Here is a 20844-nt window from a genome sequence, read left to right as displayed (position 1 = left end):
CCCATACGCAGGTGCTGAGGATATACCTAATACCTAGTTCCTATGGGTATTTACTGAGAAAGCATTTGCCTCGGTAGCAGCTATGGCAAGCCCATATAAAACCTAACAATTCATATGTTGGGCTATTTAGCAAATACATTCGACGTAGTAAATTCACAGGGACAGATTAAATATTGGTATCTTTTGATGAAGTTTTGACGGGGACTTTTGGGTTAATATTTGCATGCAATTGCGCTGAGTACTTATTACTAGCGACATCATTATGAAAACTATTTCCGAGACCAAAGTGATTACTGAGTCTGCGACTAACACACAAGCTGTAAGGCGCCAAACTCAGCCTGCATCGGATGATAAAAAACTCTATATGGCCACCATGAAGCGCTACCCGTATCAGCCGGATATTCAGGTGGAGATTCTGCATTTGCAAGCTGAAGCAGATGCTCTGCTGTTGCAGCTCCAAGCCATGGGCTGTCAGTAACGTTTCCCATCGTTCTACTACTAGGGGTTTGGCTTGGTTAAGCGCTGGAACTAGCACACTGTTTTATTAAGCGGTGTTGCTAGTGCATCTTTTTGTATTAAGAAAAGCAGCATATTCAAATGTTCCCCCTGCCAAACAGCATAGGTTAGGAAAACAGTTACCTCACCTATGCTTTCTATGACCTACCAGCGCAATTATTTGTCGGCTTCAGATTTATCAGACGACATAACGCTGCGTGCCCTTAATTATCACGATACGTACACATGTCCAGTGTGTGGGCATGGTGAGTTATCGGTCTTAACGCTAACCGATGCGTTTGCCTGTGGGTTTTGTCGTCACATTTTTGCGGCAGATCTGAACGCTCAATCGGTGCAAATGATTGATAGCGTTCAACCTATGGTGTGGTTCTGGACCGGCAAGCGTTGGCAACATCAGCGTCGTTCAGATGGCAACGTTACCGTTGTTGTTTGGAGTTTTGCCCTGGCTATTGCCTGTCTACCGGCGTTGCTGGTGATGCTTTCGAACTACATGTTTCCACCCATTGATAGCGGTGGTATCCATCAGTTTTCGATCATTTGGACGGTTGCCACATTGTTGGCCCACGCGGGTATTGTGCTTTGGCTGATTGCAGAGCATTACCAGTGGCCCTGGTATGTCACGGCAAAGATTAAGTTGAGCCGTTGAAGTCACTGGCAAGTCGAAAATTTTTCTAGAGATCAAACATGCGCTTAATGCGATTTCGCGCCCATAGCACGGGGTTTGCATCGTCTTCGCTAGCATCCACCAAATTGAGCGCTCTCATTTCACGCTGACGTTCGGCTAATTCGTCCCGGTGCTGGGCCATGGCCTGGAGGACTTGGGTGGATAAATCGGGATAGCGTCGTAGTAGGTCAGAGAAGCTAGGTTGGTTGATGACAAATAGCAGGGCATCTTGGGAGGTGCGGGCCATGGCGGTGCGGGGAACGCCTAGTAGTAAGGCAACTTCGCCAAAAAATTGACCCGGCTGTAAGGTGGCAAGATGTCGGTTGAGTTTTTCCGCCAGAATTTCAATTTCGCCTTCCAGCAAAATGTAGAACGAATTTCCCTGCTCGCCTTCGTGGAATAGGATGGTGCCTGCTTTGCTCCGTTGGCGGTGGCCGATTTCAATTAGTTGGCGGATTTCTAAGTCGCTGAAGTTGGCAAAGTAGCTCACCTGTCGCAGCATATGTTTGAGGGTGGGTGGAGAGGTTTCCACCGGCCGGTGTTGGAAGCTAACTTGGCGGTTAAACATGGGGATGTGCCTGGTGCCCTCATATTGGGGCGGAAAATTACGAATCCAGACGTCCCTTTGGGGGAAGGCAATGTCTATGTTGTGTTGCCTGAGGTTGTATTCAATGGTGAAGTGCAGCGAGCTTTGGGCCTCAAAGCGATGATTGACATCTACCCATACCCATAGTTCAAACTCAAGGCCATCTTCGCCAAAGGCTAGGAACATCGCCTTGGGCATTGGTTTGCTGCAAACGGCGGATTCTGTGTGGGCCGACTTGAGCAATATTTCAGTCACTAAAATCGGATCGCTATCGTAGGACACCACCACCGGGATTTTTAGACGGGCGATGGAGGTGCGGTGGCTCCAGTTGAGCACTCGGTGATTGATGATTTGGCTGTTGGGAATGACCACATCGCCATCGTCGAGGGTGCGGATAATGGTGGATCGTAAATTAACTTCCGTGATGCGTCCGACGAGGCCCTGAAATCGGTGGTCATCGATTTCAATCAGGTCATTGACCTTGAGGGTGCGTTCAAATAGCAAAATTAAGCCGCTAATAAAGTCATCGGCAATGTGCTGGAGGCCAAAACCAATACCTACGCCCAGGCCGCCCAGGACGATGCCTAAGGAGCGTAGGTTAATGCCGGTGTACTGAATGGCGATAACAATCGCCATGGTGCCTAGTCCGTAGCTGACGAAGGTGGCAATGGCTTCGCGGTTATTGGGGTCGATGCCGGATAATAGGGACCGTTTGAGAAAACGCTTGACCAGACCGATGGTGAAAAAGATCAGGGTTAACCAAATGGATAGGCTGACTAGGAGCTTGAGGGTAATGGTGGTGCTGCCTAACTCAAATAGTTTGGTGTCGAACAGTTGGCTGAGTTGTTGAAAAAAGTCTGAAAGTACGGCTGTCATGGGGGCAGAAGTTCGATTCCTCACTCATCCGTATCGAACTGAAAGGCGAGGGCGGTGGCTATAGCATCTACTACTCTGCCCACTTCTGTAATTTCCATGGGCAGCCCTGGAAGTTTCTGTCCTTTGGGTACGAGTGCCCGTTTGAATCCGAGTTTGGTGGCTTCTTTGAGTCGCAGCTCGATTTGGGAAACTGGGCGTACTTGGCCCCCTAGACCCACTTCGCCGATGAGGACTAACTCTGGGTCGACGATGCGATCGCGAAAACTAGCTGCCACGGCTAGGGCAATGCCTAAATCCGCCGCCGGTTCCCCCACATTCAACCCGCCGGATGACGCGACATAGGCATCCAGCTTCGAGAGGGGAATGCCCACTCGTTTTTCCAAGACTGCCAAAATTTGGAGCAACCGATTGTATTCAATGCCTGTGGCTGAGCGTCGAGGCGAACTGTAGCTGGTGGGGCTAACCAAGGATTGCAATTCGACCACTAAGGGCCGTGAGCCTTCACACGCCACGATAGTCGAAATCCCGGGCACCTGTTCATCACGGTTGCCCATAAAGAGTGCCGATGGGTTAGGGACCTCCGCTAGACCTTGGGAGACCATTTCAAATACCCCGAGTTCATGGGTGGCGCCAAAGCGGTTTTTTACGGAGCGCAGCAAGCGATGGCTAGCAAACCGATCGCCCTCAAAATAGAGCACGGTATCCACGAGGTGCTCAAGTACCTTCGGCCCTGCGATCGCACCTTCTTTGGTAACGTGGCCCACGATAAATAAAGTAATGCTTTCCCGTTTGGCTAACCGCATCAGGGCCGAGGTACATTCCCTAACTTGGGACACCGAGCCGGGGGCAGAGGTGAGCTGATTGTAAAACAGGGCCTGGATACTATCGATGACGGCTACTCGAGGTCGCAGAGATTCCAATTCTGAGAGAATTGTTTCGAGATCTGTTTCGGGTAATAAATAAAGGTTGTCCAGGGTGTCACCATGGTTTTCTTGCTCGGCCATCTCTGCTGCCCTGGCAATGCCCAGCCGTTGCGATCGCAACTTGACCTGCTGGGCAGACTCTTCCGCGCATACGTACAGCACCGACGAATGGGCTGCCAGCTGATTGGCCGTTTGCAACAGCAATGTGGACTTACCAATGCCCGGGTCGCCCCCGACCAAGACTAACGACCCCGGCACGATACCGCCCCCCAGCACGCGATCTAGTTCACCATAGCCAGATCCAACTCGGGTTTGCGGATGGTCCGCAATCTGGCGAAATGTTTTAGCGCTGCGGGGCTGACGCGCTGATTGTTTACTGCTGCTGCTACGGTGGCCTGGGCGAGTGGTTTGAGCTTCCACCACCTGCTCCACCAACGAATTCCAACTACCGCAAACCGCACATTTACCAAAGTACTGGCGCGATTCTGCCCCGCATTCATTGCAAACATAGATTGAGCGAGACTTAGCCATGCCTGGAAGTAAAACAAATGAACTATATACCTATGGTAGTCTTTGGCAACGGTTTCGATAGGTGTGCCTAGACCGATAAAACCCTGCACAACTTTAAGGAAATCTGTGCAGGGTTTGTTAATAAAAAAAATACCGATAAGATACTCTACAAATTTTGATCGGTGAAGAACAACCTTAAGAAACGTTGAAAACCTTGGATATAAAAGCTCATAGCCCCAAAAAAGCAATACAATGTTAGTTATCTTAAAAAGATTTCTAATAAAGCTTTGATAACGAGCCCTGTTATCCCTGAAAATCAGGCTTTTGCTTGAGGCGCTTACAGTGGCGATGTTGTTGGTTTTTTACAGAAGAAGGGCGTCATTCGCTCTCTCTAAACGGTCGAAATCTTCTGCCGTCACCGTTATGTAGGAGTTCAAGAAACTTTGGAAAGCGTAAAAGAGAAAATCTTAGTCGTCGATGACGAAGCTAGCATTCGTCGGATTCTGGAAACTCGCCTTTCGATGATCGGGTATGACGTTGTGACTGCGGCGGATGGCGAAGAGGCTTTAGATACGTTCCGCCATGAGATTCCTGACCTAGTGGTGTTGGATGTCATGATGCCTAAGCTCGATGGCTACGGCGTTTGCCAAGAGTTACGCAAAGAGTCTGATATTCCTATCATTATGCTGACCGCCCTGGGCGATGTGGCCGATCGCATTACCGGCCTAGAGCTAGGTGCAGATGATTATGTGGTCAAGCCCTTCTCCCCTAAGGAGCTAGAGGCGCGTATTCGTTCTGTGCTGCGCCGTGTTGAAAAGACTGGAACGTCTGGTATCCCCAGTTCCGGTGTGATCACCATCAATAATATTCGCATCGATACCAACAAGCGTCAGGTCTACAAAGGCGACGAGCGCATTCGGCTGACGGGCATGGAGTTTAGCCTGCTAGAGCTGTTGGTTAGCCGTTCCGGTGAGCCCTTTTCTCGGTCTGAAATTCTTCAAGAGGTTTGGGGATATACTCCCGAGCGTCATGTGGATACTCGGGTTGTGGATGTTCATATTTCCAGACTGCGGGCTAAGTTAGAGGACGATCCGAGTAACCCTGAGTTGATTTTGACCGCGCGGGGAACGGGCTATTTGTTCCAGCGAATTGTTGAGCCGGGTGAAGAGTAGTCATCCGTAGGCTGATAGCGTCATCTTTTTTTAGCCGCTGCTGGTTGCTATAGCTTTTGTCTGCCCCATGGTTTGGGGCACAGGGTGGGCGAAATTTTTTTGGTCACTAAGCTGGGTTTATTAGCTCTGGTGTTGGTCTGTGAGTTGATCTATAGCTCCTGAATGGTGAGGCCGTTGGTGGTTGTGCCTGTGAGCTGATCTGTAGCTCCTAAATGGTGGGGTGATTAAGGTTTTATAGCTTAGCTATGTAAAAAACTGATTGATAGCGGCCTAATAGTCCTCAATTCCTAGGGGCATCCCCCAAGAAATGCCCCTAGGGAACTAATTTTTTTGAGCCGGGCCTGCTGAATTTTGAGTTGGGATTACGGGCTTTTTACCTGGTTATTTGGCTGTTTATATCCTTTGTATCGAGCCACACATCGGACGCTTGTGGAAATACTGGACTATTTGAAAGCTTACAATAGGCTTTTATCAGAAAACTGAGGTTGTAAATTTTCACTCGGTTTCAGTCTGATAGAATTTCTTAAAGTTTCTATAGATTCAATTCGATGGGCTTAACTCAAGCGCGGATCGCAGTTGATGCAATGGGGGGCGATTATGCACCTGCCGAAATCGTTGCTGGAGCTATTAGGGCAAAGGAAGAGCTAGATGTTGAAATCTTGCTTGTTGGCGATCCTGATCAAATCAGGGCGTCTGTTGCTGATACTGAAAGCTTAAGGCGAATCGAAATTATCCCTGCTGAGGGGACAATTGAAATGCATGAAGAGCCACTGAGTGCCCTGCGGCGTAAGCCTAAGGCCTCCATTAACGTGGCTATGAGTATGGTGCGTGAAGGGCGGGCTGATGCCGTGGTGTCGGCGGGGCACTCCGGGGCAGCTATGGCGGCGGCTTTGTTGCGTATGGGACGGATTAAGGGCATTGACCGTCCTGCCATTGGTGCTGTTTTTCCCACGGTGGTGAGTGGTAAGCCTGTTCTAGTGCTGGATGTGGGGGCGAACGTTGACTGCCGTCCTAAGTTTTTAGAGCAGTTTGCGCTCATGGGTAGTGTTTACTCTGAATATGCCTTTGGGGCGACAAATCCCCGGGTGGGCTTGCTCAATATTGGTGAGGAGCCCAGTAAGGGTAATGATTTGGCAGTTCAGGTTCATCAAGCTCTGAGCGAATCTACGGCAATTAATTTTGTTGGTAATGCTGAGGGGCGTGATGTGCTCTCTGGCAATTTTGACGTCATTGTGTGTGATGGATTTGTCGGTAACGTCCTACTCAAGTTTGCTGAGGCCGTCGGTGAACTTGCGGTCAATATCCTCAAAGAGGAGCTGCCACGCGGTATTTTAGGAAAGCTAGGGGTGCTCTTGCTGAAGGGCAATCTGAAGCGAATTAAGCAGCGTCTTGATCATGCTGAACATGGTGGAGCTTTGCTGTTAGGGGTGAATGGTGTGGCTGTGATTAGCCACGGTAGCTCTAATGCTCCATCCATTTTTAATGCAATTCGTCTTTCCAAAGAGGCCGTGGATAACGGTGTGATCGGCCATATTCAGGGGCAGTACCAGCAGGTTACTGCATCAGTGACCAACGGAGATTAAACGGTAATGACAAATGGTGGGGCCGGTGTGGCCTTTGTTGGTAGCGGTAGCGCTCAGGTGAAAACAGTGCTGAGCAATGAAATGCTCAGCCGCATGGTAGATACCTCCGATGAGTGGATTTCTACCCGCACAGGTATTCGCCAGCGCCATGTTGCCAACGGTGACGAGTCCCTCGCATCGCTTGCCGCCCAGGCAGCGGAATCTGCGATCGCAGCGGCAAACATGACCCCGGATGCGATTGATTTGATTATCTTGGCGACATCGACCCCTGATGATTTGTTTGGTACGGCCTGCCAGGTGCAAGCTGCCATTGGGGCAACTAAGGCGGTGGCCTTTGATTTAACGGCTGCCTGCTCCGGGTTTGTGTTTGGTGTGGTAACCGCTGCCCAGTTTATTCGTACTGGCGCATACGAAAATGTGCTGGTGATTGGCGCTGATCTGCTCAGTCGCTGGGTTGATTGGGACGATCGGACGACCTGTGTTTTATTTGGCGACGGGGCCGGTGCTGTCGTCATGCAGGCCTGCGATCGCGACCGGCTACTGGGCTTTGAAATGCACAGTAATGGCACCATGAATGGCTGCTTAAATTTGGCCTATACCCCCAATTCATTGCCTTTAGTTGACGACATCGCGTCTCAAAAGGGGAGCTTTACCGCCATCACCATGAATGGTCGTGAGGTCTATCGTTTTGCCGTTAGTCGCGTGCCAGAAGTCTTAGGGAAAACCCTATTCCACGCTGGGTTGTCGGCCAGCGATATTGACTGGCTGATTTTGCACCAGGCCAACCAGCGCATCCTAGATGCGGTAGCCAAACGCCTAAAGCTGCCTGCTGATCGGATGGTGAGCAATATGGCTAAGCACGGCAATACCTCTGCGGCGTCTATTCCCATCGCGTTAGATGAATGGGTGCGCTCAGGCAAAGTACAGCCCGGCCACAAAATTGCCATGTCGGGGTTTGGTGCCGGTTTAACCTGGGGTGCGGCGCTATTGGAGTGGGGGCTGTAGCCCCTGGTATACCTCTGGTTCAGTGCGTATTAGCCCGCTGATGTGATCACAAGGCCCTTTTCTAATGCGGCATTTACTGAGACAGTAGCAATAGATTAATTAAGTATTAACAATGACGAAGAAGACGGTGTGGGTGTTTCCTGGGCAAGGTTCTCAGGCAATTGGGATGGGTGCTGATTTAGCGGCCGTTGCCAAGGATAAATTTTCCCAGGCTGACGATATTTTAGGCTGGTCGATTTTAGACCTGTGCCAAAGTGATGATGCTCAGCTGGGTAAAACCCTATACACTCAGCCCTGCCTCTACGTCGTTGAGTGTATTTTGGCCGATTTACTGAAATCTCGAGGTCTTCAGCCAGATGTGGTGGCGGGCCATAGCCTAGGAGAATATTCGGCCCTCTACACCGCTGGGGTATTCGATTTTATAGCGGGCTTGCGGTTGGTCAAACGTCGCGCTGAGCTCATGTCCCAGGCCGAAGATGGCGCGATGGCTGCCCTCATGGGGTTTGACCGAGATGAGCTGGATGCCAAATTAGCGGCCATGGAAGGCGTGGTGCTGGCCAATGATAATAATCCCGGTCAGGTTGTGATTTCAGGTACCCCAGATGCCGTAGAAGCCGTAATGGCTGGCATTAAAACTAAGCGGGCCGTCAAGCTCAACGTCAGCGGTGCGTTTCATTCTCCGTTGATGTCTCCGGCCGCCCGAGAGTTTGATCAAATCTTGTCTGGTGTGCCCTTCAAAACGGCAACTGTGCCAGTAATGTCCAATGTGGATCCGGAGCTCAGCGTGGACGGCGAGGTGTTGAAACAGCGACTCATGGGCCAGATGACGGGCACCGTGCGCTGGCGCGAAATTTCCCTAGCTTTACCAGAGCAGGCGGTGGAAGCTGTGGTGGAAGTGGGGCCGGGGAAGGTTTTAACCGGTTTAATCAAACGCACCTGCCGGAGCTTAAGGCTCAATAATGTAGGCACATTGGAGCAGGCAGAGGCTGTTACCAGTAGTCTTTTGGCCCAGCCTACGGTTTAGATGGTGGTTCCTGTGGACCGGCAACAGCGCGAGTCTAAAGTTAGTCTTGCCCTATACCACCTCTTTAAGTGGTCCGTGGTGAATACGGTGTTTCGTGGATACTTTCGCGGTCGTATTCATGGGGCTGAAAATATGCCCACATCGGGGCCGGTGTTGGTTGTGGCCAATCATGCCAGTGATTTTGACCCGCCCATCGTTTCATCTTGTGTGCGGCGGCCGGTCTCTTATATGGCCAAACAAGAGCTGTTTAAGGTGCCAGTGTTAGCTCCCGCGATTCGCTTATATGGTGCCTACCCGGTGCAGCGGGGGGGCTCTGCTCGCGGCGCTATTCGCGCTGCCCTAGGTCAACTCGATCAGGGGTGGGCCGTGGGCGTATTTCTGCAGGGCACGCGCACGCACGATGGGCGCATTTCAGAACCGAAACTAGGGGCGGCGATGATTGCGGCGAAGGCCCAGGTGCCATTGGTGCCGGTGAGTTTGTGGGGGACCCATCGCATTTTGCCTCGCGGGGCCAAATTCCCCAAACCGTTGCCAATTACTGTGCGCGTGGGGCAACCCATTGAGCCCCCTAGCTCTAGCAAAGATAAGGAACAACTGATGGCGGTGACTGAGTATTGTTGCGATCGCATTCACTCGATGCTCGACTTGGGACGCTGATACAACGGTTACAATAATTCTCTATTCGGAGTGATATCTTCACCCCTGTCCAGCGGAGCAACAATATGACCCAAGATCTCAGAAAAGAGTTGACCGATATGGTGGGGCCAACCCACTGGAATTGGCTAAAGCCCCACATTGCTCGTGATGCGGTTGTATTTGTCGATCCACATCTAGATTTAGTCGATGTGGGGGTGGCACTGACCAACGACAATGTGCAGTCTGTGCAGCGATGGATTGGTGAACAACTCATTACTAAGCCTACCCGAGAGCAGTTAGATGCCTGGGGCATATCGGGGCCTACAAATCAGCTCCAGTCGCTCATTGTCCAACCCTATGTATTGGTGCAAGAAATTTTAGCATCAGCGGACAGTGGCTCCCCGATCTAACCCCCCGGCCTCACCCTCGCTGGCAAAGTTACAGACGCTTTTTGCCCAGTTAGACAACTCCACCCTGGTGCGTTTCTTACTGATTTTGGCCAGCGGTTGGGCCGTCATTAAGGTGCTGACCTATTTTGAAATCGTAGTGGTCATTTTTGTGATCTCTACGATTTTGGCGTTTTTACTGGGCTATCCGGTGCGGTGGTTGCGCCGCTTCTGCCCCCACAGCATGGCTGTTTTCACGGTGTTTTTAGTCTCCTTGGTGTTGGTGGGTGGGGTGGTGACTACCCTCGCCCTCGCTGTGGTTGCCCAAGGGCAAAGCCTATTGGAAAACGGTGTAGACTTTCTCAACTCCCTACTGCCCTGGATAGAGCAGATTGAATCCATGCTAAGTCAGTGGGATGTCCAGGTCGATTTACAGACCCTAGGGGAACAAATGCAGCAACAGGCCACTACGTTGCTAGGGTCAGGCTTAGGGCTGATACAAACCCTGCTAGAAAATTTTATTAACGGCATTTTAATTGCCGTTGTTACCTTTTTTATGATGTTGGACGGTCCTCGACTGTGGCGCTTTGTCCTGAAAGCTGTACCCGAGGAACAGCAGCAGCGTTTGACCCTAACTATTCAGCAAAATCTTCTAGGTTTTTTCTGGGGGAGGTTGTTGTTATCTATCTTTTTCGCCAGTTCCACCTTTGTTGTTTTTCTACTGCTAAAAATTCCCTACGCGCTGGTTTTAGCCGTGATTGCCGGTTTATTTGACCTGATTCCCGGCATCGGCGCTACCTTGGGCGTGGGCTTAGTGGGGCTGTTGCTTTTGTCCCAGGGCGTGGGGCTGGCGGTGCAGTCGGTGGTGGTCTGTATTCTGTTGCAGCAGGTAGAGGAAAATGTGTTGTTACCCCACATTATGCGCGACTCGTTAAACATTAATCCGGTCGTGATGTTTTTTGCCCTGATTGTGGGTGTGCGGATTGCGGGACTGCTGGGCCTATTTTTGGCGATTCCCATTGCTGGGGTATTAGTCAGTTTGCTGGATGTGGATGAGATGAAAGGTCGTTCCACGTGAGCGGGTGATCCGATCTGGCAATGCCCAGGGGACATTGGAATCTGAGAAATTTCGGTGCGAACGATACAAATGTTTAGCAGTTCTATTAAGCATTTCAACAATGCTCGGAATCTGTTGACGGCCATAGGAAAACTCGGCATGGTGATGTTAGAGGTCCCATGCAACGTCCATGACTAAATCTGCACTTAGCCCTCCATCGCTCAACCTGATTCAAAGCCCTATTCCCTGGCTCTATGCCTTTTGGAAGTTTTCCCGTGCCCACACGATGGTGGGTACGAGTCTGAGCCTGCTCGGGGTATTTGCCATGGCCTGGGCGCTCCGTCATCCATTAGGTCTGGTGCCAGGCACATTTGATGTATGGCAGGCCCTTAGTTGCCTGTGGATTACTTGGTTAGCCTGTATCTGCGCCAATTTATACATTGTTGGCCTCAACCAAATTGAGGATGTGGCCGTAGACCGTGTGCACAAACCCTATCTACCGGTCGCCTCGGGGGAGTTTTCCGCCGCCCAGGCAAAAATGCTGGTGGGGATGGCGGGGAGTGCCGCTGTGCTGCTAGCGGTGGCGTCTAACAGCGTGTACCTAGTGGCGTCTATTCTGCTCAGTTTGGTGATTGGGTCGATGTATTCGTTGCCGCCGCTGCAGCTGAAGCGTTTTCCGGTGTTTGGCTCACTGTGTAAGCTTTTGGTGCGTGGTGTGGTGGTTAATGTGGGCATCTTTTTACATGCCGCCAGTCAGCTGGGGCTAACGGCCCAGATCCCACCACAGATTTGGGTGCTGACCCTGGTAATAATGATCTTTAGCGGCGCGATCGCATTGCTAAAAGCCCTGTGGGATGATGCCTCGTCTGCGGGCGACTTAGATGTCAGCTACAACATCCGCATTGTGTGGTGGTTATTAACGGCTTGTTACAGTGGCTTAATTGTCACAGCCATATTCATTCCAGCCGCCAACACGAGTTTTCTCATGGTCACCCATGGTCTGGCGCTAGTCTATTTTTGGACCTTAGGTCGCCAACTGTATCCAACCGAGACGGGTGAACTAAGCTATCGAGAGTTTTACCAGTGTGTGTGGAAGTTATTTTTCCTGGAATATCTAATTTTTCCAACGGCTTGTTTGCTCAATCCCCTATAGCCATTCTGGGCTGATGCCCAAAAGGGGCTATTGACAGGCTATCAACGGGTTTTACGGGGGTGCCTATTGCCATGGCGCTGAGCCTCATCTGCCCAACCAAATACTCAGAACCTTGGGTCGACGCGATGATGGCGGTTGACCCTTCGTTGGATCTGCGAATATGGCCCGAAGATGGCAATCGGGCAGAGGTAAAATTTGCTTTGGTGTGGGCCCAGCCAACGGGTATTTTTTCCGAATACCCTAACCTCCAAGTGATTGCATCCATGGGGGCGGGGGTGGATAACCTGTTGCAGGATCCGTCGATTCCGGTCCATGTGCCCGTGGTGCGCATGGTGGATCCAACCCTGGTGCGCCAGATGGGGGACTATGTTTTAGCCGCCACGCTGAACCATGGGCGCCAATTTCCTGATTACATGCAACAGCAGCAATGGCAGCCCCTTGCACCGCGCAATGTAGATCGTATTACCGTTGGCGTCATGGGGGTGGGTCAAATTGGAATGTCCGTGGCCAAGCGGTTGCGTGCAGTCGGGTTTCAAGTGCTGGGTTGGTCGCGTCGACCTAAGACATTGGCCGACATTCGCGTTTTGGTTGGGCAACAGCAGCTGTCTGATTTTTTAGCGGCTAGTGAGATTTTGGTGTGTTTGTTGCCGCTCACCCCCGAGACAGAAAATATTCTCAATGCTCAAACCCTTGGGCAGCTGCCCAAGGGCGCCTATGTGGTGAATGTGGCGCGAGGCAACCACATGGTCGAAGCAGATTTACTCGCCCTAATCAACAACAATCATCTTGCCGGGGCTTGTTTGGATGTCTTTCGCCAGGAACCCTTGCCCCAGGGACATCCTTTTTGGAGCCATCCGAAAATTGTGGTGACCCCCCATATTGCCAGTTTGACCGATCCCACATCGGTGGCGACGCAAATTGTTGAGAACTATCGCCGCATGCTAGCTGGGGAACCTTTGCTGAACCAGGTTGATAAACAGCGGGGTTATTAAGTTCCCCGTTGGCTGTGTCGAAAATGCCATGGCGGATGGTTGCATGCCAGCCAAAAGAAAAAAAGCCCATCCCATCGGGTTGAGCTTTTTTTGAAACGCTTCGAGAAATGCCTGACTAGGCACATGAGAACGACATTTTTATCAAGCGAAAACCCTCAAACTGAGCCATCAAGGCGTCTGGTGGTCTGAGCCGATTAGCCATCCAACGTAACCATATCAATAGAATCAGGTGGCTGTTTGTAGCAAGCCTTACGAGTTCCACATTTAAACTGGACTTGTCAACGCATGCGATACCCGTGCCATGCGGGGTGATTTTGCCAGGGGCGAAAGTCTGAACTCTGACTTTCGAATTCCGAATTCAAAAAGGCCGGGTATGGTGAATTGCAAATTCCGAATTCCAACTAACGGTAAGATCAACCCTGGAGATTTTGTGAACAGGAGCAGTCCGTGGCAGAGCTAAAGGCGTTGATTTTTGATGTGGATGGTACCTTAGCGGAAACTGAGCGGGATGGCCATCGCCCTGCCTTTAACCAGGCGTTTGCCGATACGGGTTTAGATTGGGATTGGACGCCTGAACTCTATGGCAAACTGTTGAAGGTTTCGGGGGGCAAGGAGCGGATGCGGGCCTATGCCACTGAGTATTTGAGCGAGTTTCAAGTGCCGTCAGAGTTTAGCGATTTAGATGCCATGATTAAGCATCTACACGCCACGAAAACTAACTATTACAAGCAGTATGCGGCGGCGGGTAAAATCCCGCTGCGACCGGGGGTGGAGCGTTTGTTGGATGAGGCCCGCAGGGAAGGGGTGCGACTTGCGATCGCAACCACCACCACCCCAGCCAATGTGCAGGCCCTGCTAGAAAATACCCTCGGGGCCGAGAGCCTCAAATGGTTTGATGTGATCGCAGCCGGGGACATGGTGCCCAAGAAAAAGCCCGCTGCCGATATCTATGAATATGCCCTGGAGCATTTGAATCTGCCCCCAGACAACTGCCTTGCCTTTGAAGACACCAACAACGGTTTGCTATCGGCTACACCCACCGGTCTCAAAACCGTAGTCACCGTCAATGAATACACCAAGGCCCAGGACTTTACCGGGGCTAAGCTAGTGCTCAGCGATTTGGGTACCCCAGAAACGGCCTTTACGGTGCTTGCGGGGGATGCGGGCGCGGCCACCTATTTCACCGTAGATCTGGCGCGTCAGCTTTGCGCCTAAATCTCTATGGCAACGGTCTTTAGCCCGCTAGAGTTTTGGCATAGCCCAGCTCGACAGCTATTGGCCTATCCCAGCGGCGATGGGCCTACGTTGCAGCGCCGCTGGGCAGAGCTACAGGCCTTTCAGCTTGATGCTATCTATGCCCACGGCCCCGCCAACCTGGCGGGGCTGGATATTCTGGGGGTGGGCTACTGTGGTGTGGTGCTGCGCGTGCGGTCCCACGGTGGCGACCGAGTGCTGAAGGTGCGGCGAGAACCGGCCCCCCAGCTTAGTTTTGAGACCGAAGCAACCCTGCAGCAGCGGGCCAATACCGTAGCTGTTGGCCCCCAGTATGTGGCCCATAGCGATAACTTTTTGTTGATGGACTACATCGATGGTCCAATGCTGGTGGATTGGTTGCAATCACCCCAGTCTGCTGAGGCCATCCAGCATAGTGTTTTCCAGCTGATTCACCAGGCCTATCGTTTAGATCAGCTGGGTCTGGACCATGGGGATCTGCGCTGTATTACGGCCCATGCTTTGATGCCCGCCGATAGCCCAGTGCTTATAGACTTTAGCCGTGCGAGTGCAGAGCGTCGCCCAGCCAACGTCACCACGTTAGTGCAAGGATTGTTTATTAGTACGGAGATCGCCCAGCTCCTGCGTCCTTGGTTTCCCAACACCATTAGAGCCGAGCTAATTGAGTATTTGCGTCGCTATAAACATCAGCCATCCTGGCCTCAGTTAAACCCGCTACTGGCGTATTTAGGCATACAGCCAAGCCACTGAGAGAACGTGTCTGTTTCATCTGTTTTGGCATCGTCTGTGGATGATGTCACGGCCACATCTGGGATGCCTATGAGCACTTGCTCCTCGTTCTGGCTTAAATACACGCGCTTTTCTACAGCTACGCGATAGGCACGACTGAGGAGCTGATCTAAGGCATCTGAGATCGCAACGATCAGCCGACTATGGAACTCAGACCATAACTCTGGCTGTTCAATAAAGGGGTTCATCCCAGGCAGTGGAGACGGCATGCTCTAGCTCCAACACTGCTTTTATCATAACCACTTTGTTTCCAGTTACTCCTGGGGCAGCGCCGTTGGTTCCCCTTCTAAAGACCAGCCCCGTTGATTTGCCAATTCTTCTAACCGTTCAATGCGGGATTCGGTCAGTGGATGGGTGGACTGCCATTCCAATAGGCGATCGGCCACGCCAAAATCCAACTCATCTTCGTTTAAACGCCTAAAGAAGTCCAAGGCATGGTCCACATGGCCATAGCGTTCCTGCATAATTTCCAAGGCATACACGTCTGCCCGATTTTCCTGGTCGCGGCTGTAGTGCAAATCGGCTAACCCCATAGAGCCGGTTAACAGTGAAGGCAATTGCACACCGCTGGCGGCCACCACGCCATTCAAACTTAGAAAAACAAGCGAACGGCCCAGGCTCCTGAGGTTGTCGCGGTGCTCATAGTGACCCAACTCGTGGGCCAGGACAAAGGCTAGCTCGTTTTCGGTTTCGATGTCATCCAACAGTCCCTGGGTGACATAGACATATCCCCCAGCGGACACCATGGCATTGGGGGCGGGCTCTTCGAGAATGTGGAGTTTGAGGTCAGGCCGTTTTTTTAAGGCATCACTACGTAATGATTCGGCCAGATCGCTCAGGTATTCAAAGTCATCTCCCTCTGTCGTTAGGGGCATTGACGAGAACACACTATCAAAAATCATGTCGCCGACTTTATTTTCGGCGTTGGGGCCCAGGCGAGCGGCAAGTTGTGCCCCGGCAACGCCCAACCCTGCATAGACGGCGATGGCTGCTGCCACAACCGTGCCCATTAAATAGCCAAAGTTGACCAGGGGATGGACCGGGGTGACGTTGACTTCGTCGACAATTTCGCGGGGGACGTATTTCATGGCGCTTGGGGGTAAAACCTGGGGCCACGTCCAAAATGAGCTGCTTGAGTAGAAACCCTTTTGGACGTGTTTGCGATCGCTGAGGGGTTAGCGAATACCGGTGCCGTAGACCATTATTTCTACCGCACCCGTGCCGCCATTTTGGCTTTGGCCAGCAATGTTAGCGGTTTCAAACCGCACATTTAGCACCTGGGAGGCGCCCCATTCAATGGCCGACTCTTTCATCCGTAGCATGGCCTCTCGCCGACCTCGGTCAATCAGGGTTTCATAGACCGTGACGCGTCCACCTACCAGGTTGCGCAAACTGGCCGAAATGGTTTTGAAATAGTCATTGGCGACAACGACGCTACCGACAAACATTTCGGCTTCATGGGCATAGGGCAGGTCCTGTTTGGCCCCCCAGCTCATGATGGGAATATGGAGAGTTTGTTTTTCTCGGCGTTTAATATCTTCGTAATGCTTTTGTTCACGACGGTTACCGATGAAGTAGCCGACGCCAACCAAAATGAGAAACGTGATGAGTTCAATCATGGTGTGCTCCTGGGAATAGCCGGTTCTGATTACTGCACTTTGACAGCGGTGCCATAGGCAAAGAGTTCGGCGGCCCCTGGGGCAACGGATGATGTGGCAAAGCGGACATTGACAACGGCGTTGGCCCCTAGCTGTTCGGCCTGTTCTAACATGCGGTTGACGGCTTCTTTGCGAGACTCTTGTAGTAGCTCGGTGTAGGCTTTGAGTTCACCACCGACAATATTTTTGAACCCGGCTAAAATATCTTTGCCGACGTGCTTAGCGCGAATGGTACTGCCTTGGACGAGACCATAGTGCTCGATAATTTCTTTGCCCGGTACGCCTTCTAGGGTAGTTAAGGTAATGCCAGTGCTGCGGGCAGTTGAGCGTGTCATTGCGAAGCTCCTATGCGGTTAGTGTATCTGTTATTTGGACTTTAGATAGTTCTAAAACAGTCCCCTGTGGGTATTAATACAGGCTGTTGCTATCTAATTCCGTTGATGATGCGTAGATAGCTAGACCTAAGGCCCACCACCATGGCTTGGGTCCGTTAATGGGAATAAGTTTGAGCCATAACGGGCTGATAATAATACCTACGCTAAGGGTGCCCCGGCGTTACCCCACTAGCAACGGGATAAAAATTACTTAGGAGCTGTTAAGGAACTACTTCACGGTTTAGTCCCGAAAGGCTTGTTAAGTCATAATTCAAATGGAAAAGACCATGATTTTATTTTTTAACAGGCCCTTAATCGGTGGGGACGCGGCTGTTGTCAAAACTTTGGCAAAACGTATCTATGCCGGTTTTGCTGATATATAGAGCCACGGGAATGGCTAATAGGTTAGGGCAGTGGCTGTTTTGCAGTAGGTGTTGGGCCAGACCGAGCACCTGCTGCTGGGTGAGGTCGTCTCGGAATTCGGGTAAGCAGGCAATGTGTCGGTAGCGTTTGGCAAACCCTTGGAGCCAGCCGTCGTTTTCGCTGGGTTCTAGACCCGCTTTGAGGGCAAGGGATAGGGCGGCATCGTTGAGGTCGCCATCACAGTCTTCGATTTCTTGGAGCGATCGCAACGCTTCTGGGTGATTGGCGAGTTTTTCAATGAGCTGAGTGATTTCAATGAGAGGAATGGAAAGCATTAGTGATATGCGGGGCGACGCATGGTGGAGTGGGTATTGGGCTGAGCAGACGCGATGGCTGCTTCCAGGGCGTTCCAAATAATGGACGAAAAATTGTAATAAAGAGAGCCTGGTGAATAATGGCCGTTCCTGACGTTAATTAATTTTATTCTGCTAATTTAGCTCAACTTTAGTCGTCGAAAATCTAGAGAATACATAGTTTCCCAAGGCAGACTAACCCCCTACATTTGACCGATAAAACCACACCGAAAGTCAGGAATTCTGAATAATTTTTGCAAACCAGTTTTCAAACCGTTCCCCTAAAGCCGATAGGGAGTAATGGGTTTCGGCCACTTGCCGACAGTCCCGTCGGTTAATGTGGTCGAGGTTTTGAATGCCATTGACGAGCCCTGCTACGCTGTCGGGTTCCACTAACCAACCGGTTTTGCCATGGGCAATAATTTCGGCGGGGCCGCCACGACGATAGGCCACGACGGGCACGCCACAGGCTAGGGCCTCAATCGCTACATTGCCAAAGGCCTCTACCCAGCGGGGGGTCATCAGCAAGCCTTGGCAGGACCGGACGATGGTCTGTAGCTGTTGGGTATTGACAAACCCTAGATATTCCATGGGGGCATCGGGGTAAGTGCGCTGAATCGTATTCCAATAGTCTTGGTTTTCCAGCTTGCCCAAAATTTTTAGCTTGGTCCCTGTTTGTTGAATGGCGGCAACGGCATCTTCTAGGCCTTTTTCTGGGGAGATGCGACCTAGCCACACGAGTTCTGGTTTAGGGGTAGCGCAATAGTCGTATTGGGTAATGTCGATAGCACTGCTGAGGAGTTCCCAGTCGATGCCTGGAGGGAATGTGTCGACCTGGGATTGGGTATAGGCCCCCAGGGTGCCTGGATAGTGATGGTGAATTTGGTTAATCGCTCTATCCATGATCCGGCTTAGGGAGCCCATGCTGATGAAATGAGCAATGGGTGTTTGAAAAAAAGGAGTGAGGTAAAGGGGGAGCCAGTCGTAGGCAAAGTTGATAATCAGGTCGTAGTTTTGTTGCACGCTGCGGGCATAGTCCCACTGGTTGGCAAGCACGGCATTGTCCACCATGGTGGCTGGGGTATCGCGCCCTTGGGTGTGAGCTGTGGGCTGCAGCAGTCCAGTAATTTGAATCAGTTGGGCACCGCTGAGTTGGGAGTTTTCGGGCGCTGCGATCGCAACTTGATGGCCCCGTTGGGTTAGGGCGGCCACTAAATTCACAATCGTTAGCTCCACACCGCCCCCCAATCCAGATCCTAAAGGTCCCACCGGTGTGGAAACAAACAAGACGTTTAAGCAGCGTGCCATGGCAATCCCGTTGACTGAGCCCTATGACCCTATCTGATCTCGGAACGGCACACCAGCCAATGGGCAATGAACCCGCCCAAACCATGATCCGGGGTGCGATCGCGACTAGTTTTTTAGGTTTTCCATATCTTCAGACATTAGGCCCGATGGGGATGCCTCTAAGCTATTGGTTGCCGCTTGCTGTAACTTAGGGGCTTCGCGAATGCGATTGAGTTGCCCCAAGGCCCATTCCGCCGTGCGTCGCACCTCTGGATCCTCATCTTCTGTGGCGTGGCCCAGCATCTGACTGATTTGAGTGACCAAATCATAGACCCGGGTTAAATCACGAATCGCATTTTTGCGAACATCGGGGTTTTCATCCTGCAAAGCAATGGCTAACGCCCGACTCATGGGTTTCAAGGAGCGGATGCCAATTTCAGATAGAGCCGCAAGGATTAAACTTTTTTCCTTGGAGTCAGCATCTACCATCCCATTGACAAGGTGCTGCACGGCAGACGAGTTACCCCGTTGTCCCAATTCCCAGATAGCCTTGCGTCGTTTGGCCGGATCGCTCACTTGCAAATTGGCCACCAGCTCATCCATGACATCCACTTTGGCGAGCCGTGTGGTTTGGCCCACCATGGCATTAGCTGTGGGAACGACCGTCGGTAAATCGCTTGGGGATGGGTGACTAGGCTGCTGATTCGTGGGAATAGGGTCGATGACAACGTCTGCATGGGATGCGCCATTGGTGCCATTGCCATTCATCGGCATAAACCGCTGACCTACGTCACCGTTTTGAGGGACTTCTTCAGGCACAGCCCCCCACGATGAGTCGACTTCTTCCTCCTCATTGTTGCCGCTGGTGCGGTTGACCAATATAAAGCCGACGCCGAAGCTGCCTAGGGCTGCCATCAGCGCTAACCCCGCCCACAGCATAGAGCCCGGACCTGAGGGCGAAGGCTCAGCCGTGTTGGTAACGTCGTTCTCAGTGCCGTTCACCTCAGTGCCGTCCGCCTCAGCGCCGTCCGCCTCGGCGCCGTCTACTGCGGGGGGCGTCGTGCCTGTTGCAGGTGAAACCTGATCGCCTATGTTGATGCTTTCATTTGCCTCAGCATTCGGTGTCTGGGGGGCATTCGTCTCCGTTGCTGTACCCCCACTGGCCTGGGCGCTTTCGGTCTGAGCCGTGCCCACCGCCGCCGGAGGCTGGGGGATGGCTGTGGGGGTTGGCGCAGCATTGTTGGCTGGTTGGCCCTGGGCACCGCGCAAATTACGAATCGCTGCGTCAGTTGCAGGCCCATAAATGCCATCGATGGGGCCTTTGTAGTAGCCACGATTTTTTAATTCTTGCTGGAGCGCCTTAACTTTCTGGATTTGTTCCGCGGAGTTGGCGCTTTGTAGCGGTGAGCTTTGGGGCTGCCCACCAAAATTGGGAACGGCTTGATTTGTATTGACTGCGCTATCTGGGTTGACAGTTGCAGACTGGGATATTAAGACAGGCGCGTCCTGTGCTTTAGCCTGCCAATTTTCACCTGCAAGGTAAAAGGCTGCAAAGCCTGTGAACAATACCAGAGTAGAGCGCCAAATCATATTAATTCAGTATCCAGTACCTGCTTCGTTTAGTTCACCGTCTAGATTGTCTATTCAGTGGCCCAATGGCAGATTCCTACTAAATCTACATAAACAATCAGAGTATATTCTGAT

At 51.8% G+C, this 20844-nt stretch carries 22 protein-coding genes; 13 read left to right on the top strand and 9 right to left on the bottom strand.

Going from position 1 to position 20844, the window contains the following annotated elements; genetic code table 11:
• Positions 1–262 precede the first annotated feature (262 nt).
• Positions 263–478, top strand: coding sequence for a thioredoxin domain-containing protein (locus IXB28_RS12535; protein ID WP_215618935.1), 216 nt, complete (start codon positions 263–265; stop codon positions 476–478).
• Between the two features lie 168 nt (positions 479–646).
• A complete protein-coding gene (locus IXB28_RS12530; protein ID WP_246559764.1) occupies positions 647–1162 on the top strand; it encodes a hypothetical protein in 516 nt (171 codons plus the stop codon).
• A gap of 25 nt (positions 1163–1187) precedes the next feature.
• On the opposite strand, the gene IXB28_RS12525 is transcribed toward IXB28_RS12530, so the two are convergent.
• Positions 1188–2642, bottom strand: a complete 1455-nt coding sequence (locus IXB28_RS12525; protein ID WP_215618934.1) for a cyclic nucleotide-binding domain-containing protein — start codon at positions 2640–2642, stop codon at positions 1188–1190.
• 20 nt (positions 2643–2662) lie between these two features.
• Positions 2663–4096, bottom strand: coding sequence for a DNA repair protein RadA (radA, locus tag IXB28_RS12520; RefSeq protein ID WP_215618933.1), 1434 nt, complete (start codon positions 4094–4096; stop codon positions 2663–2665).
• Positions 4097–4518: 422 nt separating this feature from the next.
• Between radA and rpaB the strand changes: the two genes are divergently transcribed.
• From rpaB to IXB28_RS12465, 11 genes are all read left to right on the top strand, one after another.
• Positions 4519–5247: a response regulator transcription factor RpaB gene (rpaB, locus tag IXB28_RS12515; protein ID WP_031294240.1), complete on the top strand. Its 729-nt coding sequence runs from the start codon at positions 4519–4521 to the stop codon at positions 5245–5247.
• 548 nt (positions 5248–5795) lie between these two features.
• Complete coding sequence (gene plsX, locus IXB28_RS12510) at positions 5796–6830, top strand: phosphate acyltransferase PlsX (protein ID WP_215618932.1); 1035 nt, start codon at positions 5796–5798, stop codon at positions 6828–6830.
• Positions 6831–6836: 6 nt separating this feature from the next.
• Entirely contained in the window at positions 6837–7835 is a 999-nt protein-coding gene (locus IXB28_RS12505) for a beta-ketoacyl-ACP synthase III (protein WP_215618931.1), read from the top strand.
• Between the two features lie 112 nt (positions 7836–7947).
• Complete coding sequence (fabD, locus tag IXB28_RS12500; RefSeq protein WP_215618930.1) at positions 7948–8859, top strand: ACP S-malonyltransferase; 912 nt, start codon at positions 7948–7950, stop codon at positions 8857–8859.
• The gene (locus tag IXB28_RS12495; protein ID WP_215618929.1) at positions 8860–9516 is read left to right on the top strand and encodes a lysophospholipid acyltransferase family protein; all 657 of its coding nucleotides are present in this window, start codon (positions 8860–8862) and stop codon (positions 9514–9516) included.
• Between the two features lie 65 nt (positions 9517–9581).
• The gene (locus IXB28_RS12490) at positions 9582–9905 is read left to right on the top strand and encodes a DUF2288 domain-containing protein (protein WP_215618928.1); all 324 of its coding nucleotides are present in this window, start codon (positions 9582–9584) and stop codon (positions 9903–9905) included.
• Positions 9889–10959 carry an AI-2E family transporter gene (locus tag IXB28_RS12485; RefSeq protein ID WP_215618927.1) on the top strand — a complete coding sequence of 357 codons (1071 nt, stop codon included), beginning with the start codon at positions 9889–9891 and terminating at the stop codon, positions 10957–10959. Before IXB28_RS12490 ends, IXB28_RS12485 begins: the two co-directional genes overlap by 17 nt.
• Before the next feature lie 169 nt (positions 10960–11128).
• Entirely contained in the window at positions 11129–12091 is a 963-nt protein-coding gene (locus IXB28_RS12480; protein ID WP_215618926.1) for a homogentisate phytyltransferase, read from the top strand.
• Positions 12092–12162: 71 nt separating this feature from the next.
• Positions 12163–13083: a 2-hydroxyacid dehydrogenase gene (locus IXB28_RS12475; RefSeq protein ID WP_215618925.1), complete on the top strand. Its 921-nt coding sequence runs from the start codon at positions 12163–12165 to the stop codon at positions 13081–13083.
• Positions 13084–13530: 447 nt separating this feature from the next.
• A complete protein-coding gene (locus tag IXB28_RS12470) occupies positions 13531–14298 on the top strand; it encodes an HAD family hydrolase (protein WP_215618924.1) in 768 nt (255 codons plus the stop codon).
• Positions 14299–14304: 6 nt separating this feature from the next.
• A complete protein-coding gene (locus tag IXB28_RS12465) occupies positions 14305–15066 on the top strand; it encodes a serine/threonine protein kinase (RefSeq protein ID WP_215618923.1) in 762 nt (253 codons plus the stop codon).
• On the opposite strand, the gene IXB28_RS12460 is transcribed toward IXB28_RS12465, so the two are convergent.
• The 7 genes from IXB28_RS12460 to IXB28_RS12430 all read right to left on the bottom strand — a co-directional run bounded on the left by IXB28_RS12460 (position 15018) and on the right by IXB28_RS12430 (position 20730).
• On the bottom strand, positions 15018–15314 hold the full coding sequence (locus IXB28_RS12460) for a DUF4058 family protein (RefSeq protein ID WP_215618922.1): 297 nt from the start codon (positions 15312–15314) through the stop codon (positions 15018–15020). The two genes, IXB28_RS12465 and IXB28_RS12460, sit on opposite strands and share 49 nt — an antisense overlap.
• A 45-nt stretch (positions 15315–15359) precedes the next feature.
• On the bottom strand, positions 15360–16193 hold the full coding sequence (locus IXB28_RS12455; RefSeq protein ID WP_215618921.1) for a M48 family metallopeptidase: 834 nt from the start codon (positions 16191–16193) through the stop codon (positions 15360–15362).
• A gap of 87 nt (positions 16194–16280) precedes the next feature.
• Complete coding sequence (locus tag IXB28_RS12450; protein WP_215618920.1) at positions 16281–16724, bottom strand: YbjQ family protein; 444 nt, start codon at positions 16722–16724, stop codon at positions 16281–16283.
• Positions 16725–16753: 29 nt separating this feature from the next.
• Positions 16754–17098, bottom strand: coding sequence for a YbjQ family protein (locus tag IXB28_RS12445; protein WP_215618919.1), 345 nt, complete (start codon positions 17096–17098; stop codon positions 16754–16756).
• Between the two features lie 350 nt (positions 17099–17448).
• Positions 17449–17835, bottom strand: a complete 387-nt coding sequence (locus tag IXB28_RS12440; RefSeq protein WP_215618918.1) for a hypothetical protein — start codon at positions 17833–17835, stop codon at positions 17449–17451.
• A gap of 252 nt (positions 17836–18087) precedes the next feature.
• Entirely contained in the window at positions 18088–19161 is a 1074-nt protein-coding gene (locus IXB28_RS12435; RefSeq protein WP_215618917.1) for a glycosyltransferase family 4 protein, read from the bottom strand.
• Positions 19162–19266: 105 nt separating this feature from the next.
• Positions 19267–20730, bottom strand: coding sequence for a HEAT repeat domain-containing protein (locus IXB28_RS12430; protein ID WP_215618916.1), 1464 nt, complete (start codon positions 20728–20730; stop codon positions 19267–19269).
• Positions 20731–20844: the final 114 nt, after the last annotated feature.

Origin of the sequence: Leptothoe kymatousa TAU-MAC 1615, assembly GCF_018739865.1 — a bacterium.
Lineage (GTDB): Bacteria > Cyanobacteriota > Cyanobacteriia > Phormidesmidales > Phormidesmidaceae > Leptothoe > Leptothoe kymatousa.
The sequence above is the reverse complement of the archived record's forward strand: the minus strand, read 5'-3'. Positions and strand labels throughout refer to the sequence as shown.

Excerpts from the sequence above, each read along its gene's own strand:
- IXB28_RS12465 (WP_215618923.1), top strand. The coding sequence starts at position 14,305 with ATGGCAACGGTCTTTAGCCCGCTAGAGTTTTGGCATAGCCCAGCTCGA.
- IXB28_RS12505 (WP_215618931.1), top strand. The coding sequence starts at position 6,837 with ATGACAAATGGTGGGGCCGGTGTGGCCTTTGTTGGTAGCGGTAGCGCT.
- IXB28_RS12530 (WP_246559764.1), top strand. The coding sequence starts at position 647 with ATGCTTTCTATGACCTACCAGCGCAATTATTTGTCGGCTTCAGATTTA.
- IXB28_RS12490 (WP_215618928.1), top strand. The coding sequence starts at position 9,582 with ATGACCCAAGATCTCAGAAAAGAGTTGACCGATATGGTGGGGCCAACC.
- IXB28_RS12455 (WP_215618921.1), bottom strand. The coding sequence starts at position 16,193 with ATGAAATACGTCCCCCGCGAAATTGTCGACGAAGTCAACGTCACCCCG.
- plsX (WP_215618932.1), top strand. The coding sequence starts at position 5,796 with ATGGGCTTAACTCAAGCGCGGATCGCAGTTGATGCAATGGGGGGCGAT.
- IXB28_RS12475 (WP_215618925.1), top strand. The coding sequence starts at position 12,163 with ATGGCGCTGAGCCTCATCTGCCCAACCAAATACTCAGAACCTTGGGTC.
- radA (WP_215618933.1), bottom strand. The coding sequence starts at position 4,096 with ATGGCTAAGTCTCGCTCAATCTATGTTTGCAATGAATGCGGGGCAGAA.
- IXB28_RS12460 (WP_215618922.1), bottom strand. The coding sequence starts at position 15,314 with ATGCCGTCTCCACTGCCTGGGATGAACCCCTTTATTGAACAGCCAGAG.
- IXB28_RS12450 (WP_215618920.1), bottom strand. The coding sequence starts at position 16,724 with ATGATTGAACTCATCACGTTTCTCATTTTGGTTGGCGTCGGCTACTTC.
- IXB28_RS12535 (WP_215618935.1), top strand. The coding sequence starts at position 263 with ATGAAAACTATTTCCGAGACCAAAGTGATTACTGAGTCTGCGACTAAC.
- IXB28_RS12440 (WP_215618918.1), bottom strand. The coding sequence starts at position 17,835 with ATGCTTTCCATTCCTCTCATTGAAATCACTCAGCTCATTGAAAAACTC.
- IXB28_RS12445 (WP_215618919.1), bottom strand. The coding sequence starts at position 17,098 with ATGACACGCTCAACTGCCCGCAGCACTGGCATTACCTTAACTACCCTA.
- fabD (WP_215618930.1), top strand. The coding sequence starts at position 7,948 with ATGACGAAGAAGACGGTGTGGGTGTTTCCTGGGCAAGGTTCTCAGGCA.
- IXB28_RS12525 (WP_215618934.1), bottom strand. The coding sequence starts at position 2,642 with ATGACAGCCGTACTTTCAGACTTTTTTCAACAACTCAGCCAACTGTTC.
- IXB28_RS12495 (WP_215618929.1), top strand. The coding sequence starts at position 8,860 with ATGGTGGTTCCTGTGGACCGGCAACAGCGCGAGTCTAAAGTTAGTCTT.
- IXB28_RS12480 (WP_215618926.1), top strand. The coding sequence starts at position 11,129 with ATGACTAAATCTGCACTTAGCCCTCCATCGCTCAACCTGATTCAAAGC.
- IXB28_RS12430 (WP_215618916.1), bottom strand. The coding sequence starts at position 20,730 with ATGATTTGGCGCTCTACTCTGGTATTGTTCACAGGCTTTGCAGCCTTT.
- IXB28_RS12435 (WP_215618917.1), bottom strand. The coding sequence starts at position 19,161 with ATGGCACGCTGCTTAAACGTCTTGTTTGTTTCCACACCGGTGGGACCT.